The sequence below is a fragment of the Clostridium sp. FP2 genome, assembly GCF_011065955.2.
GTDB lineage: Bacteria > Bacillota > Clostridia > Clostridiales > Clostridiaceae > Clostridium_AD > Clostridium_AD tagluense.
Window position 1 is genome coordinate 3,718,094 of sequence record NZ_JAAMNI020000001.1, and the last position, 14,139, is coordinate 3,732,232.

A 14,139-nucleotide genomic window follows, 5' to 3' on the forward strand; every position below is an offset into this window, starting at 1 on the left:
ATATTGCATGCCTATACATGAATCAATTAAAATAAATCCCAATTGTATTCAATTCTAGTTCTATTTATTAATTATTAAAGCGTGAAATATATAATAATTCATTGATAATATAAAAAATATAACTATGGCTACCCACGATGTATAATTTGATAATTGTGGTGATGCTTGAGTTTAAGTTTCTTTAATTAAACTCGGTTCGATAAGCGTTAGAAGTGATAGCAGTCCCCAAATATATAAATTAATTAATTATACTTAAAATATGTTTTAAACTTATATATTTTTTTGTACTTAGCAAATAAATAACAGATATATGTACTCACAAATACAATTAACGATGTTAATATAATTATAATTGAAATTCCAATCAACGTATTCTTGCTTTCCAAATTCATAAAAATAAGAAAACAATTTACTACCATAAAACTTAATAGTACATGAGCCGCATTGATTATAATAAATATTTCTAAAAAAGGACCAATTATTTATGAGACTAATATTGTTAATATATTAATATTTCACCAACATTTCTTATTATTATATAATTAATATATATATTTCTACAAATTCTTTATTATCCCTTTATTTATTTTTAATAAATAGACAATCTTCAAAGAGATTGCCTATTTCAAATATTTTACTGTATTCTATTCTATTCTATTCTATAGTAATCGATAAGCTCACACCTTCATTTTTAAGATCTGATTCATCTATAACTGGATCATAGGCAGTAACTATTAAAATATTAATCCGAGAATTAACTTCTCCAAGCACAGACTCTCCAAGTTATCCAATTGTAATTGAGTTAAGGTTGGAAACTTATCTATTAACACTTTAGAACGCAAGTGCTTTGGAATTTGAAAAACGACAACGTATTCGTATTTGACATTCAAATGTGCCTCCTAATTTTAATATGCTTCAGCGTCGAGGCATTTGAAATTTCCAGGCGATTGGAGATTTAAAAAGGAACCGCTATATTATATTGAAAGCGTTCAGAGTAGACCTGATTTGATATTCCAACACGTATTGGAATTTGATTTGCAGATTCGCCCGAACCTTTTAAAAGTTCTTAGCGCTTATTATTTAGGACTGTAATATTTTTACACGTATGAAGATTTGATTCATGCAGACATCTATACTTTTGAAAAACGCAATCGCTTGTGCCTCTATTTTTGAAATCCACTTAAAATACCGTAAAATCCAAATGTAATGTATACCCTTTGTCAAGGACATATAAAAATACTACAGTAAACTAAGCAGATGATTTCTGTATTGAACAGGAGTCATCCTTTAATTCACTCCTACTCTTATACTCTTATACTCTTTGTCTTATTATACATAAAGAAACCCTATAGGATAGACATTTTATTAGTTGTCCATCCTATAGGGTACACTTTAATGAATAATACGGTATTTTAAGTGGATTATTCGGTTTTAATAGTTGCGACACTTAATAAGAAAAAACACATTTATTCAACCAGGTATAATGATTGTTTTGTTCAATAAGATAAATTGGAATTTATCTTAACTTTTAAAATTGAATCATTTTATTTATTATGTCTACTTATATCTCCAATTAACTTGTTTTTTTCTTCGGTCTGCCTTTTTAAAGAATTTGCTTTATAATAATCTTTCAATAATAAATTAAGTACCACTGCAAGAAATGCCAGCCCAGTGAGTGCATTATTTATATATGGTATTGCTTCAATTCTTTCAGTCAATATTATCAATAAGGCAATAAGTCCTATAACTGCTATCCCTGAAGCCAGTATGTATTTAATTTGCTCATTTGATTTGCTAGATTTTATTATTTTAGAAGTATTTTTTTTATCATCTTGATCATCTTCTATAGCCATTTTATTATCCGTCTCAAAGAAATCTTTTACAAAATCTTTAACACCATCATTTGAATATTCTTTTATCTTGTTCAAGTAATTTTCTTTCTCCTCTACTGTGAGGCTACAAGAAAAGATTTTTTCTAATTCAGCTTCATCAAATAGTTCCATCAATACAGAAACCATCTTCTCTGCTTTATCATTGTATTTTTCCATTATTTTATTTATATAAAATCTTTTAGCAAATTCACTTAAATGATATAACGAAAATAAAGATTCTCTTTCCTTTTTATCAATATCTAATTTTGTAAATATAAGGTCGGATATTGAAAAGGACGTACTAGCAATAGTAATCGCAAAAATCATTGTATTAACAGCGGGAGTATCTTTGCTTGTTATTGAAAAAATAATACAAAAGCCTAAATAGATCGCATATGATAGCAGAAACCCCCATTTTTCTATACGCATTCATTTCTCCTTTCTACATGAAAATGATGATTTAATAAAACATATAACTTCTATTTGTCTGTGGATTATATAAATAATCTTTACTTTACAATTTTTATGTTTTCCTCTTAACTAATAGTAATTATAGCATATTTTTATATGTATAATTATCTTTTATTTGTAAACCATGGTAAACATTTTTATTTTTCAATACCGTATTATTCAATTTTCAAAGAACATATTTCACACTTTAAATTTATTAGTTAAGACGTACTTTGAATAGGTTTGGATTCATTTGAATAGGTTTGGATTCAGAAGTTGAGCCGATAAAAACTATCACCATAAGTATATACTTAAATGATGATAGCCACCAAAATTGCTCAATTTCTGAAACAAGCTATAGAACGATGCCGCGTCTCCGCTACTATGGGGATTCAATCTTCCCTATCTTTCTGAAAGTAGCTTTAACATTAAGATTATTAACTATAATTTCCACAAACGCAACTAAAACCCTTTAAAATACTAATTATTTTCTAAAAATAGATATACTTTCCTCCTCCCCTAAATAAACACTTTATGCTATTCTGTTTATTTCTCCTGGCGGAGAATGGTTTTGGCGATTTATCTTCTCTTTTGTCATCATTTTACCTTTGCCGCAGCAAGAGCAAAGGTTTATATCTATACCTGTCAGCTTAAGAAGAAGCTCTGCCGCATTTAATTTAACCTCTGAGTTTTGTTCTTTATTTTGCACTGCACCTGTAAGTTCTTTGCATTTCTTAAGCTTAGTTAACCTATTTCTTTTGCTTAATATTCCATAGTGCCTAATCTTAACAAACTTTCTTGGAAGAACATGCATGAGAAATCTTCTAATAAATTCATCTACTGTAAGTGTCATAAATTTTTCTTTATTATGGTCTTTATAATCTCTCCACTTGAAAGTAACATAGCCATTTTCTAAATTCACAATCCTATGATTAGATATAGCTACCCTATGAGTATATCTACCAAGGTATTCAAGGACGTACTCCGCACTCCCAAAAGGAGGTTTGCAGTATACAATCCATTCTTTTTTATATAACTTATTTATAAAACTCTGAAATATATGTTTTTCTGTTAGTTTTTCAATTCCAGTATTATATTTAAGATCATTACTATATAAGCTTTTTTAAGATAAGATAAGAATTTACCTCTAAACTTCCTTGATAACACTTTCACTGGAATGAAAAAGTCCTTCTTTGAATTTACCCATCTGTTACCATCAAAAGTTAATCCACCACTTGGGACTATACAATGCATATGAGGGTGTTTCATAAGATTTTTACCCCAGGTATGAAGAATACTCATAAAACCAATTTCGGCTCCTAAATATTTTTGTTCTTTTGAAAGTTCAAGTAGTGTTTCAGAAACAGAATTAAAGAGAATAGAATACATTTTTTTGGTTTGTAATCGTTATATAGTTAGGTTCTTGAGGTATAGTGAAAACTACATGAAAATACCCTACGGGCAATAAATCTTCTTTTCTAAAGCCATTTTTCTTTGGCTAAAGTTTGACATTTAGGACAGTGCCTGTTTCGTCAGGAATTATAAGAAACTCTCACTTGACCACATTCATCACACTCGTCTACATGGCCACCAAGCTCTGCTGTTCTACAAGCTTCAATATCAATCATAGTCTTTAAGATATGTAGTGGCAACTTATGATTTCTCCTATATTCATCAGTATATTGATTGAATATATCTTGAATCTCAATCATCTTGTTCATCTTTTTTATTTAAGAGTATATCTAATGGTCTCTTTATATTAATTAAATCCATTCTTCTAAGATGTAGATAGATCCTGGTAGTAGTTATTCGAGTATGTCCTAAAATCCTTTGAATATAACAAATATCTGTACCATTATCCAATAAATGAGTGGCAACACTATGTCTTTTATGGTGAACTCACCATAATGTCTTAGTATATGAACAATTGAATTTTTAGTAATTTTAATTTTTTTATGGATTTTTCCAGCATCCGTTGAGCACTACGTGGAGTTATGGCATCTGTACGTGCCCTTCCAGAAAATAAATATTCTGTAGGATGATATCTTTTTCAATACTCTCTGAGAATTGCTTTATGTTTAAGGTTTTCAGTAACATCAAAAATAGATTTAACTTCCTCTGGAGATAAATCAGCATGTCGGTTGATTTTGCCTTTTTTTTCAAGCCATAATAGTAAGCGGTTTACTTCTATTCTCAAATTACGACACAAAAATACCATAAAATCCATTTCTGAATAATACAGTATATTGAGGTGTTATTCGTTTTTATTGTTACATCATTAAAAATAAATGCTACGTCGTAGCCCTTACTCCTCAAGACATCCCAGAGGCTTACTTCAGGAGTGGATTCAAGGTCTTTGCTTTCTACAACTATTTTATGCGAAGTATTACTCTATCCAACAATATATTTAATATGTTTATTATCAATAGTTTTACCAAATGCTTTCGCTAAATAGCGAAATTCATGTGAGACCATGGCTTTAATAAAGAAAACATATTCTTCATCAGTTGGTATAATAGTCTCAGATATTTTTTCTTCGGAATTAAATATCCTTATGTTTATATTTTTATGTTCAGTAATATCAAAATCTATGTAATAGTTTGTATCATTAAATTCAAGAGTTTCATTATCAAAATTACTACCGAATTGAAAACTACTACATATATTTGAACGCACTATATTTTCGGTAGCATTAATGAATAATTCTGCTATTTCAACAGCTTCTTTTACGTCTTGCTTTTTAGGTATAGCATATTCATGCTCAAGCTTATTTCTTAACGACCTAATTTTCGATACTAAAAATGCTGGTGCTATTTCCATAGACTGTACAAATTTTAATTTGTACGGAATATCCTTAAAAGTTTCATTTTGTGATTCAAACTCACCAATAATATTATTTATATTTGGATAATTTTCACCATTAAACTTTAAATAGTCATAACCTAAATAAGTAATTATCCAATCAACTTGGCAATCTATAGCTCTTTTAGCATTACTCAATGCGTTAATTAATCCTTGCTTATTTGAACAATAATAATCACCTTTTGCAAATGTCAAGAAGTCTTTTGAGGAAATATCAAATACAGATTGATCATTATAAAATCTACAATCTTCTATTATAAGAAAATTAGTCCAATCAATTTTAAATTTATCCGCTAATTTATTTAGTTTCATTCGTATCACCTTCTTTAGAAAATTTCCCATAGCTACAGTATATCGTAAAATTATTTTGAATAATATGGTATTTAAAAATTTATTTAGTTTTAATAGTTATGACGATTAAATGATATTGCATCTCACCTTTATAGTAAATTTAACACATTTAATGTTTGTTGAGCAATTCACTATTTCTTTAAAACCCTCTAAGATTTTCTTTTTCTTGTTTAATCCATTTTCAATATTAGCTAAATGAGTACCTAATTCATTAAAATAGGGATTAGTTTCGAAATGCTATTTATCAGCATTAATCATATCTATCTGATTATTTGCTTTACTAATAGAGTCAAATATATCTTTATATTTTAAAGGAATAGCATTCCTTATTTGGTTAAGCTTACTATCTATATCCAAATGATTATCTACTATTTTTTTCAGATTTTTACCACGCTTGCTTTCTGTATTATGAAACTTTTTAATATTTCAATATAACTCGCTAATATCTATTAAATCTTTGGATAATGAAGACAACTTTTCAAAACTGTCACTTTTAGCAATTTTAGAATAATAACTTTTAGTCTTGTACCATGCCACTCCAGAAAAAAAGCACTTGCTATAGTTACTACACTAGAAATATTAGAAATTGATTGCTACCAGTCCATTATTCTTCACATTTTTATCTTCTTTCCATGTAATATTTATACTTTTCTACAAAAATGATAGTCTCCATATTTTCCTGTAATCGCATAAACTCTTTGTTCAAAAGTACCATGAAAAATTTTACTTCCACTTTCAATGTTAGCGCTAAACTCATCCATTAAATCCATTAATTTCTTATACTGCGAATGTGCTATATTGTATTCAAATACTAATCTACTTGTAGTTATGTCCTAAAATAATAATTAAATTTTAAATTCCAGAACGGACATTCTTTCTTCGCACATGGTTTTTATCTCCTTAAAATTTATTTAAAGTATTTTTACTATCTTTTATGCAAATTACATCATATTAATCTTATTTCTGTGCTATATAGTACCCTTCATTAAGTGAAGTGGCAATCTCAATCTTAAATTTTTCTAATTCATCTGCAATTTTGGGGATAGGATTTCGGTCTTTATAGTATTTTTTAGTGTTTGAAGATGCAAAAACTATCTTTTTAGAAAATCCACTACTTCTTAGTAAATTACTAATGAATAGTGCTTCCTCAAAGATTATGCACTCCTTTGTTGAATCTTTTCCTTGTGCCTCTGGTGGAATATGCTGTACAATACTATTAATTGCATTTAACTTACATTCTTCAATAGTATCAAATTGTAAATCTAACTTTAATAGTTTTTCAGAAAAACCAAATAAATTTACTAATTCATTTCTAATAGCTAACATCTTTTTATCTTCTGATTCCTGCTTAAAATTATTTATTAATCCTTGTTTTCTTGTTTGTGACGCAAAATATGGTTGTCCTAGAGCAACAACTTTTTTTCTTGAATCAGCATTTTGAACTATAAGATAACAGGCATATCTTGAAAGCATTAAGTCTTCTATTTCTCTTTGAGCACCTTTAGCAAAATGATCTAAAACATTCATATCACTATTATTACAAGCTTCTTTTGTTTTATCTATAACCTTTTTATATTGTTACATCCCCCAAAGTCGTTACAAATATTGAAAATGAAGTGAACAACTTTTATTTGCTATCTATTATTGTACTCCTAAAGCCTTAAATACAGCATCTTCCGCCCCACTATAAAACATTATTTGAAATTTTGCAAATAACTCTGGTGGCACTGTTGCTAAATCTCCAGCGTTAACCATTGGTAATAGTATCTTTTTTGCGCCTGCATCTAAGCATACTTGCAGTGTATTTGCTAAATCATCTACCTTGTTTATTGTTCCGCCTATGCTAACTGAACCAAGTACTGCTACCTGGCTTTGCACTGGTTTCATAAGGGCTCCTGAACACATTGCTATTATTGCTGATAATGCTAGGCTTGATGTCATCCCAACTCCATTTACATCTTGTATATGCATTAGGTAGTCTTTTTGAGTAGTTGATATAGATGCACTTATATTTCTGCTATTTGCTTTGAAAAATCTAAATGCAGTTTCTATACTTTCCTTTGCATCTCTACAAGAGCCTAATCCTGTTTTTTCGAACTTACCTGTTCCATTAACTACTTCCGTTTCTATTTTATATACTCCTATCATGCCCGAGTCACCTACACCTATAGTATATATCTGTCCTGCCTTCATAACACCTTCTGGTATAAGTGAACCACTACCTTGTTCTGGAACTGATATAAACTCTTCACTCATAGTTTCATTATCTATGTAAGAAAAATGAACATCATAAAATTCCATCCCACCAATTTTCTTTAACTGCTCTTTTACTCTTCTTCTGCCAACTAGAGCGTATCTTAGTATTTCTTCTATATCATCTTTAGTGAACTCACCATGAGGATATATTAGTTTAACTAATCCTGAAACTGTTTTTCTAACTGCTATAACATCTCTTTGGTTTAGGTTATTACCTAATTTAAAGTATTTATCTATGGCATCTCCAAAAGTTTTTTTTCTCATTTCTCTTAAATACTCTGAAAGATAATCAGTTATAAGTCCAAAACTATCTGTAAAGAACTCTGGTCTCATTTTCGGTATTTCCCATCCCGGTAAATAAAAATGCATTCTATCAAAAAAGGCTGAATCATAAGCCATAATCTCTGGAAATGGATCAAATAGGTGAGATGTCTTTAATAAAACATCTACACTTTGATTTATATTACCAAGAAAAATCATAGATGCTGATGCTGCTTTTTCTTCCTTGCCTCTAGCAAAGGAACCTGATGCCATGTAGTCCTTCATTATTTGTATAGCATCTTTATCTTTAAATGTCATTCCTGCAACCTCATCAAAGGCTACTGTGTCCCACATGCCAACTAATCCTATTTTTCTTTGAGACATATTATAAAATAGGTTGGCAACCGTAGTTTGACCACCTGAAATTAATATTGAGTTTGGTGATATTTCCTTATATAAATGTGATTTGCCAGTTCCCCGTGGTCCAAGTTCACACATATTATAGTTATTTTCACATAGAGGCACCATTCTAAGAAGCATATGCCATTTAACTTGATATTTTAATTGTGTGGGCTCCATTCCTATAGATTTTATAAGAATATCAATCCACTCTTCTTTAGTAAATTGCTTTCTACCTTCTATAAGTTCATCCATATCCATATTAGGCATTTGAATTGGGGTCACCGTCTCTACTAGAAACGGAGATGCATTCTTTGTAGTTTCATCATATAAATATTGAATCTTTATAATACACCAGATTCCACCACCTAAAAGTTTCTCATAGTCTTTAACATATTTAGAATCTATCTCAACATCTTTTAAGCCTAAATTTGAAAACTCTGCTACATAAATATCTCTCTTCTCATTTAACTTTACTGTAAGTTTATCAATAACAGTATACCTAGACATTTCTCTTATCTTGGATTTTATTTTTTCAGCCTCATCTGGTCTTACAAAGTTATCTGCCAATATATTTTTAACTCTTTCAACACCGTCATTTATACTGTCATCATCATCTGTAGCACAATACATTCCAAGCAAATACTCAAGTACATATGTAGGGACATTTGCTCCCTGCTTCAATTTTTGTGTTAAATCTTTTCTAACCACTTTTCCCCCAAAATGGCTATTAAGTTTTATACTTAATTCATCCATATTAATCCCTCTCTAATTCAGGCATATTCAAAAATATATATGATTACTTGGACTATTCTATGAAATGTCTTTAAAATCCAAATTCATCAATTATAGCAATATCAATTGTATAAGGTATTCTCGCGTATTTTCCATTACTGTCCTCATCATCTTGCATTACTAAGAAGTATTGTTTTGTCTTATCATAAGCAATACTTTTTAATACAAACTTTTCTCTATAAGTTCTTTCTAATGGATTTTCTGATCTTGAATCCCCAATTATAAGATTTTCATTAGATATCCTGATACCCTCTTCATCTTCAAAATAACATTTAATTTTTTGTGCTATAACCTTGTCTTGAATCTTTTCTTCTTGAAAGAATTCAAAGTAAGTTATAATATTGGTTATTTTTCTTGTTATACTTGTTAGTGATATGCTAGCCTTTCTTATATCATTAACTGATGATGCACTTCTATCATTTTTAAACTTAATTACGGGTATCACTACTTCCTGCAGCATTGCTCCACCATGAACATAGTTAGCACCTGCACCTTGCAGCTTAAATCTAGATGTTCCTCTTGGCGAGATAACATTTTTATTAGATCCGGACCCTAATAAATAATCCATACTAAAGGCCACAGTTCCTTCTAGTGAATCAGTACTTGATGTTAATATAAATCTTCTACTATCTTCACCATCATCTAACTTAGATCCTGATATCTTATCACTTTGCTCCATAGCATTCCTTTTATAAAGATACCCATGATCTGCTGTGATAACTATGCTTGCAGCACTTACCCTATTAACTAATTTATTAACCAATGTAATAATCTCAGTAAATGCAAGTTCTGTTGCTGCAAATACCTCCCTTTCTGTTGATGCATGATCTCCTCTCGCATCTATAGTATTATGATAAATATAAACTACATCCAGTCCTATAAAGACTTTTCTTATTTCATCCATATCCATATCCATAACTTTGTCATAGGTAATTGCTAGTGAATTAGGATTTTCCATCTTTAAAATAGTATTTCTATTTTCAGTTCCATTGCTACTAATCCCATTTACTAATACGTCATATTTATCATTAATTTCTATGTTTTTATTTGGAAGTAAAGATGCCATGCCTAGTTTTGTATAAGAAGGAAGTACCCCTTGCATATAATCAAGTTCTACCTTGCCCTTTCTTTCATTGGTAAGCCTAATAGTAAGTTCCTGCGCACTCTCATATCTTAAACCATCAGATATTATTACAAAAACTCTTTCTTTTCCATATTTAATAAACTCACTATAAAATTTATCCTGACATCTTAATCCTTCAATTCTCCAGGTCTCTCGTTTTTCTAAGGAATTAAACCATTTAATAGATAACTCTTGCACATACCAATTGTTATATACATTTTCAATTCTTTCTTTTAAATTACTTAATTCATCTTTATCTAAACAGTTGTCAAAATGATAGTAAAACTTCCTATAGGCTTTATCTATTTGATAATAATCTTTAACATAAGATTTAAACATATCATAAGAGGATTCTGTCTTTATAATTGAAGCTAACTCTCTCTTCTTGCTTAATAGATTTATAGCCCATTTTATTGCTTTATATTCGCTTTCATATTTTTTATAGAAATGCATAGTTCTTCTTGCGCTTATAATGTTTAAATACTTGTTATACTCCTCTACCTCATCCTTTAAAAGATTAGTAATTCTCCTAATAAATATTTTATCAATTTCCTCAAAAATATCACAATTTATAAACGTGTCTGAACTATTTTTTTCTAGTAAATCATCTATCTTTAACTTATCTGAAATAAGTTCTTGCATTTTGTCATAGTATTCTCCATCTTTAGTGCTGTTCATGAAATGATTTATAAACACTACGCAGTTAGTTGCTTTCTTTGATATAAAGGTATCATATTGCTTTGGAAGTTCAAATTTAATTGTTTCATTCATATTTGTAACTAAAAGCATAGCCATAAATCTTTCTAAACTCTTCTCTTCAAATCCATAACCATAATATTTAACTATTAAATTCCATAATGAGTCTAAATCACCAAACTTCTTTATATCCTCATATATCTTGCTGCTTCCATCTAGGTATTCTTTTAATATAGCCTTTAATATTTCTTCTATATCCATAAACTTCACCTTAGTTAAAACTGCAAGAACACCAATATGAACCTTTTCCTTTGTGTAACCTTGTATATTTAAGTTCTTAAAGGCTGTTATTCTTTCCTTATTTTTAAAGAAGATATTATAAAGTTTAAACTCCTCTTTAAGGGAAGCATCCGCAACCTTTAATTCTCTCATAATTACAGTTGCCCTATCTGTGGTGAACTCTTCACTATAGCGAAAAATATCATAAAGCCAGTCTTCCGCCGGTCTTGGCTTTTCCATATTAGCATACACAAGTATATTACTAGTTGTATCCTCTTTTTCTATATGGTACTTAACCCAAAAGGCATTTTTATTTGTTAACTTAACAACCTTAATATTCTCTATATCAAAATCATCTATATCCTGAGCGAAATCTTCATTGCTGTCATACCAAAATACAATATGCCGTTTCTTTGCATCACCTAACGGCTTTGAAAATAACTCTTTTAGAAAATTTCTTATTTCTTGTAAGTTCATATATACACCTCTTTACTAAAGTAAAATCCATAGAATAAATATTACAATTAACCTATAGATTTATACATATACTATTTAACCAGCAATATCTAAGTGTTCACCACTATGTCCGATATAAATTCTATTTATCTTGATTTTTTATCTGGTAACCATTTGGCATTTCTCTAAAATATTGCCCCCAAATAATATCTTTTCTTTCAACTTTTCATATTGTTTCAAAAACTGGAAAAGTCACTTGTGCAATATTTATTTTGTGATTTATAACTTTTTTATAAAAGTATTAATAAGTAATTTATATCCCATATCTTCTGACATTATTTCAAGTATTTCTTTAAAGTCATCAATTTCATTTGCATTTACCGCTATTATAAGAAGCTTTTTCATTGTAATAATTATGCTCTTTCTACGTTTAACCAAATTATCCCTATTTAAGCCAGTGTGTTCAATTGTCGTATTCGCTCTTGCATTATTGTTTATTGGAACTATTTCTCCACTTTCCAAGTCTATTTCTAGAAAATCTTCTATTTTGTCTACAGTTGGGTCTAATATAGGATTATCTTTATCCCAATTAGTTTTCTTATAACTAATATTACAAACTTGACAAGATAAATGAAGATTAGTCCATTCAAAACAAAACTGAGGAAAAATACTTTTTGGTTTTAAATGTTCAATCTGTTCATAAGTCTGTACTCCAATTGGTGATTCACAATAACAACATAACCCTTCATACATCTCGATTAATACTTGTTTTACATCTTCTTGTTTGTATTTATTAACATATTTTGAAGGTATATCAGTAAAGGTATTATTCAGGGGTACTTGTACTAACAAATCCCTTGTCCATTCCAGATCATTATCATTTAAGCTTTTAGGTTTTATACCCCTATTCACCTTATGCATTTTATTCTCCTCTTCCATTAATAATTTCTTCAATTGTTCCTAATTCTGTTACCTCTATTACAGCATCATTCTCAGGTAAATTAGAATAGATCTCATCTTTTAATTCTTTCAGCTTTGTTTTTCCTTCTTCTGTTAGCTGCTTCTTGATTTTTTCAAGTGATAGTTTTTCAATTTCTTTTAATTTCACTTTAAATTCTGGACTTCTTTCATCAACCTCCATATATTCTTTCAAAACATCATTGACTTGCCATCCATATGCTGATTTTTTATAATTGTTAGCAAATTCAATTCTACTTGTAGATTTATCCGAATCAAAAAGGTTTATTATATTTTTGTCTTTACAGGATGCAACTACTATAGGTGAATGCGTAGTTGCAATAAACTGTACGCTAGGGAATGTATTCATCAAAGCGTCAACAATTTTCCATTGCCATTTCGGATGAATATGTACATCTATTTCATCTATTAAAATAATGCCATTTGTTTTTTCAATTATATCCTCTTCTAGATTGGGATTTAGCACTGCCATTCTATATGCAATATCAACTATCATTCCAATCAAGCTGCGATAACCAGCACTCATAAATCTCATTGGAATTGTTTCTCCCTCAGAGGAATAAACTAACTCTTCTGTTCGTTTATCATAAAATATTGTGCTTTTGTTATCACAATTTTCAAGTGTGTTCATAAATATACTAACCGCTTTTTTAACTGCCTCATATTCCGCAATCTTTTTTTCTTGTTGCCAGGATATTTGCTCCATCCTTTTACACCAGTTAGTAATTAGTTTAATGTTTGACTCTGAAGCTAAACAATCTGTATACCCAACACTTCTTGAATAATTACCTTTAAAAACATCTTCCCACTTATCACGTTTCTGAGACCACATCCTGCCTGCACTCTGATAACTAATTATCGGGAGAATACTATTTTTTTCTTGTATTATTTTACTAGAATAATTAGATATTTTTTTAGGCATTACTGTCGTTCTTGAACTTTGATAACTACTTTTACTTCTATTCCATATTATTTCTTTACCATCGAAATCTGTAACACAATGAACTGTGGTTGGTGTATGATATTGGATATCATATGAGCCCATTCCCATCAAACTGCTAGTCCTTCTAACATCATCTTTAGAAAAGTGTACTGTTTTTACCCCATCTACACCTGCTAAAAATCCACCCAAGCCTACCTTAATAGCTTCTAAAACTGATGTTTTCCCTGTTGCGTTATTGCCTATAATTAGATTGAATTTACTATCAAATTCAATTTTACAATTTTCAATCATTCTGAAGTTTTCAATAGTTACATTTTTTAATATCATACTTTTCACCTCTCATATTTAGTGATTTTTCACACTTATACTAATCTAGCTATAGCTGTACAAACTCTTAAAATTATACTTTATTTATTATT

At 29.5% G+C, this 14,139-nt stretch carries 11 protein-coding genes and 1 pseudogene; all 12 read right to left on the reverse strand.

Going from position 1 to position 14,139, the window contains the following annotated elements:
• Nucleotides 1–1,544: 1,544 nt before the first annotated feature.
• Nucleotides 1,545–2,300 carry a hypothetical protein gene (locus G9F71_RS17910; protein ID WP_164949137.1) on the reverse strand — a complete coding sequence of 252 codons (756 nt, stop codon included), beginning with the start codon at nt 2,298–2,300 and terminating at the stop codon, nt 1,545–1,547.
• Nucleotides 2,301–2,853: 553 nt separating this feature from the next.
• Nucleotides 2,854–3,405, reverse strand: coding sequence for a transposase (locus G9F71_RS27605; RefSeq protein ID WP_318011105.1), 552 nt, complete (start codon nt 3,403–3,405; stop codon nt 2,854–2,856).
• Nucleotides 3,393–3,710 (reverse strand): transposase, encoded by a 318-nt coding sequence (locus G9F71_RS27610; protein ID WP_318011084.1) that lies wholly within the window; start codon nt 3,708–3,710, stop codon nt 3,393–3,395. The genes G9F71_RS27605 and G9F71_RS27610 overlap by 13 nt, the downstream gene beginning before the upstream one ends.
• Nucleotides 3,711–3,853: 143 nt before the next feature.
• Complete coding sequence (locus G9F71_RS27615) at nt 3,854–4,042, reverse strand: transposase zinc-binding domain-containing protein (protein WP_318011085.1); 189 nt, start codon at nt 4,040–4,042, stop codon at nt 3,854–3,856.
• Nucleotides 4,026–4,205 (reverse strand): annotated as a pseudogene (locus tag G9F71_RS17920) (tyrosine-type recombinase/integrase); the annotation flags it as partial. The gene G9F71_RS27615 and the pseudogene G9F71_RS17920, both read right to left, overlap by 17 nt.
• 166 nt (nt 4,206–4,371) lie before the next feature.
• Entirely contained in the window at nt 4,372–4,548 is a 177-nt protein-coding gene (locus G9F71_RS17925) for a hypothetical protein (RefSeq protein ID WP_224626470.1), read from the reverse strand.
• A 164-nt stretch (nt 4,549–4,712) separates the two neighbouring features.
• Nucleotides 4,713–5,495: a hypothetical protein gene (locus G9F71_RS17930; protein WP_164949139.1), complete on the reverse strand. Its 783-nt coding sequence runs from the start codon at nt 5,493–5,495 to the stop codon at nt 4,713–4,715.
• A gap of 996 nt (nt 5,496–6,491) precedes the next feature.
• Nucleotides 6,492–7,061 carry a hypothetical protein gene (locus G9F71_RS27620; protein ID WP_164949140.1) on the reverse strand — a complete coding sequence of 190 codons (570 nt, stop codon included), beginning with the start codon at nt 7,059–7,061 and terminating at the stop codon, nt 6,492–6,494.
• A gap of 114 nt (nt 7,062–7,175) precedes the next feature.
• Nucleotides 7,176–9,206, reverse strand: a complete 2,031-nt coding sequence (gene brxL, locus G9F71_RS17940) for a protease Lon-related BREX system protein BrxL (RefSeq protein WP_164949141.1) — start codon at nt 9,204–9,206, stop codon at nt 7,176–7,178.
• Nucleotides 9,207–9,276: 70 nt separating this feature from the next.
• The gene (gene pglZ, locus G9F71_RS17945) at nt 9,277–11,820 is read right to left on the reverse strand and encodes a BREX-1 system phosphatase PglZ type A (RefSeq protein WP_164949142.1); all 2,544 of its coding nucleotides are present in this window, start codon (nt 11,818–11,820) and stop codon (nt 9,277–9,279) included.
• Between the two features lie 258 nt (nt 11,821–12,078).
• A complete protein-coding gene (locus tag G9F71_RS17950) occupies nt 12,079–12,753 on the reverse strand; it encodes a retron system putative HNH endonuclease (RefSeq protein ID WP_164949143.1) in 675 nt (224 codons plus the stop codon).
• Complete coding sequence (locus G9F71_RS17955) at nt 12,722–14,047, reverse strand: AAA family ATPase (RefSeq protein WP_164949144.1); 1,326 nt, start codon at nt 14,045–14,047, stop codon at nt 12,722–12,724. Before G9F71_RS17955 ends, G9F71_RS17950 begins: the two co-directional genes overlap by 32 nt.
• Between the last annotated feature and the right edge of the window lie 92 nt (nt 14,048–14,139).